We start from the raw sequence: 2,563 nt of genomic DNA on the forward strand, positions 1-2,563 counted from the left end.
GTGCGGCGGGATCGGGATCGTCGACGCGGCGCTGGCCGCGCCGGCGTTGCGGCGCCGCCCGCCTCCCATCACGCTCATCGGCCAAACGGCCAATTTGCATTGTTTGTCAAAGTCGGCCGGAACCGGCGCCATGCCATATGGTCGGCTTGCGTTTTCCGGCCCGATTGACGATCCTACGCACTTTCCGGCTCGCGCCGTTCGTCGTGCGCGCCAGCCAGCGGTGCCGGGCCGCGTTCGGCCCGATCGCCGTGCCTCCCGGCGCCCGCACGCGATCCGCGTGCACCGCAGCGGGGCAGCCGCATCGCGGGTCGCCGCGCATCGTCCGGCAACCGGCCCCGTCTCACCCGTTCTCCCCGGCGCCGCGCCGTTTCCCCGGCCGGCATCCCGAACCCGCCCGCCGAGGGCTTTCGTTATTCCGTTTATGTTTCGTTCCCTGACGACCCTGATCAAGAAGTGGCGCGCGTCGCGCAATGCCGGTCACCAGCTCGATGCGCTGCTTGCGCACGCCGACGCCGATGCGTCGTACGCCGAGCGCAGCGAATGGCTGATCGAGCTCGCGCACTGGCTGCGCCGCACCGGCACGATGCAGGCCGCGCAGGATGCGCCGGCCGATCGCGACGCCGATGCGCGCGCGTATCCGGCCCATGCGCGGCTGCGCTACCTGTTCCACGTGCTCGATCGCAATCCCGCGTGGAAAACCCACGCCGCGCGCGTCCTGCGCGGCATCCTGCGCGAGTGCGACGGCATCTCGCTCCTGTGCGACGCCGGCATGCCCGTGCACTCGGGCTTCTTCGGCGCGCTGTTCGAGCGGATCGACTCGTCGCTGATCCCGCCCGCGCCGAACCGCCGCGAGCTGTCCGCGCTGTTCACGCTGATGTTCCCGACGCCGGAAGACGCGCAATGGATCGACGCGCTGCCCGACGATCTCCTCACGCGCCTCGCCGAGCTGATCTCGTTCGACGTCACCGACGAAGAGCGCCACGAGCCGGGCTCGTTCTCGCGCGACCTGCTGGCCGCGCTGCACAACCTGACCTGCCAGATCAGCTCGACCGGCCTGTCGCAGACGGTGCGCAGCCGGCTCTCCGACGACGATGCACGCAAGCCGCTCGAAACGCAGCCGTTCTACCGCCTCACGCGCGCGATGCTCGCGGTCGAGACCGCGCACGCGGCCGTCGAGGACGGCGGCGACCCGAGCAAATTGCTGCACGAGGTGAACTACCTGCGCGTGCTGCTCGACGAATGCCGGATCGCCGTCGACGAGGTGTTCTCGCACCTGTACCGCAACGGCGTATCGGTCGACATCGTGTTCCAGGTCGAACGGATGCGCATGCGCATCGTGCGCGCAGAGATGCTGCTGAACGCGTGGATGGCGCGCGACGACCTGCACGGGATGGCGCACCTGACGGCCGAGCTCGTCGACGCGAACCACAACAGCCAGAGCGTGTCGCACCTCGTGCGCAGCAACTTCTCGCTGTTCGCGCGCAAGCTCGTCGAGACCAACGCGGACACCGGCGAGCACTACATCTCGCGCGGCCGCGCCGAGTACCTGAAGATGCTGCGGATGGCCGCGGGCGGCGGCCTCGTCACGGTCGTGACCGTGTGCGTGAAGTTCGCGATCACGGGCGCGCACCTGCAGTCGATGCTCGAAGGGCTGCTCGCGGGCGTCAACTACGCGGCCAGCTTCATGCTGATGCACTTCCTGCACTTCACGCTCGCGACCAAGCAGCCCGCGATGACCGCGCCGACCCTCGCGCGCGAGCTCGACGACACCGGCCACGAGGAAGGCGTGAAGGCGTTCGTCGCGTCGGTGATCGCGCTGATCCGCACGCAGGCCGCCGCGATTTCCGGCAACGTGCTCGTCGTGCTGCCCGTGTGCCTGCTGGTGCAGCTGTTCGCGAGCAACGTGATGCACGCGAACCTGATCTCGCCGGAGAAGGCGCACACGACCCTGCACTCGTTCTCGCTGCTCGGCCCGACGCCGCTCTATGCGGCGCTGACCGGCGTGCTGCTGTGGGCGTCGAGCCTGCTCGCGGGCTGGGCCGACAACTGGTTCGTGCTGCACCGGGTCGGCGACGCGCTCACGTACAACCGCCGGCTGCGCCTCACGCTCGGTACGGCCGGTGCCGCGAAGCTCGCGCACTTCTGCCGGTCGAACGTGGCCGGTGTCGTCGCGAACGTCGGGCTCGGCCTGATGCTCGGCCTCGTTCCGGCGATCGTCACCGTGTTCATGTTCCCGTTCGAGGTGCGGCACGTGACGCTGTCGGCCGGCTCGATCGGCATCGCGCTCGGCGTGCTGGGCAAGGATGCGCTCGGCACGCCCGAGCTGTGGTGGGCCGGCGCCGGCGTGCTCAGCATGGCGATCCTCAACGTGCTCGTGAGCTTCGCGCTCGCGTTCACGATGGCCGTGCGCTCGCGCAGCCTGCGCCGGACCAAGGTGCGCGCGCTCGTCGCCGCGATCGTCCGCACGGTGCTGTCGAACCCGCTCGCGCTGTTCTGGCCGGGCAGCGGCCCAGCCGCGCGCGCCGGCCAGCCGGGCTCGCACTGAGCCTGCGGCGGCATGGCG

Annotated in this window: 1 protein-coding gene; it reads left to right on the forward strand. The window is 70.1% G+C overall.

What is annotated here, in order from left to right; all coding sequences use genetic code 11:
• Nucleotides 1–421: 421 nt before the first annotated feature.
• Complete coding sequence (locus tag F3J15_RS37170) at nt 422–2,545, forward strand: site-specific recombinase (RefSeq protein WP_166897762.1); 2,124 nt, start codon at nt 422–424, stop codon at nt 2,543–2,545.
• Nucleotides 2,546–2,563 lie beyond the last annotated feature (18 nt).

Source organism: Burkholderia sp. Ap-955, assembly GCF_011753045.1.
Classification (GTDB): domain Bacteria; phylum Pseudomonadota; class Gammaproteobacteria; order Burkholderiales; family Burkholderiaceae; genus Burkholderia; species Burkholderia lata_D.

Bases quoted from the DNA above. Each gene is read 5' to 3' on its own strand.
- F3J15_RS37170 (WP_166897762.1), top strand. From the start codon at position 422: ATGTTTCGTTCCCTGACGACCCTGATCAAGAAGTGGCGCGCGTCGCGC.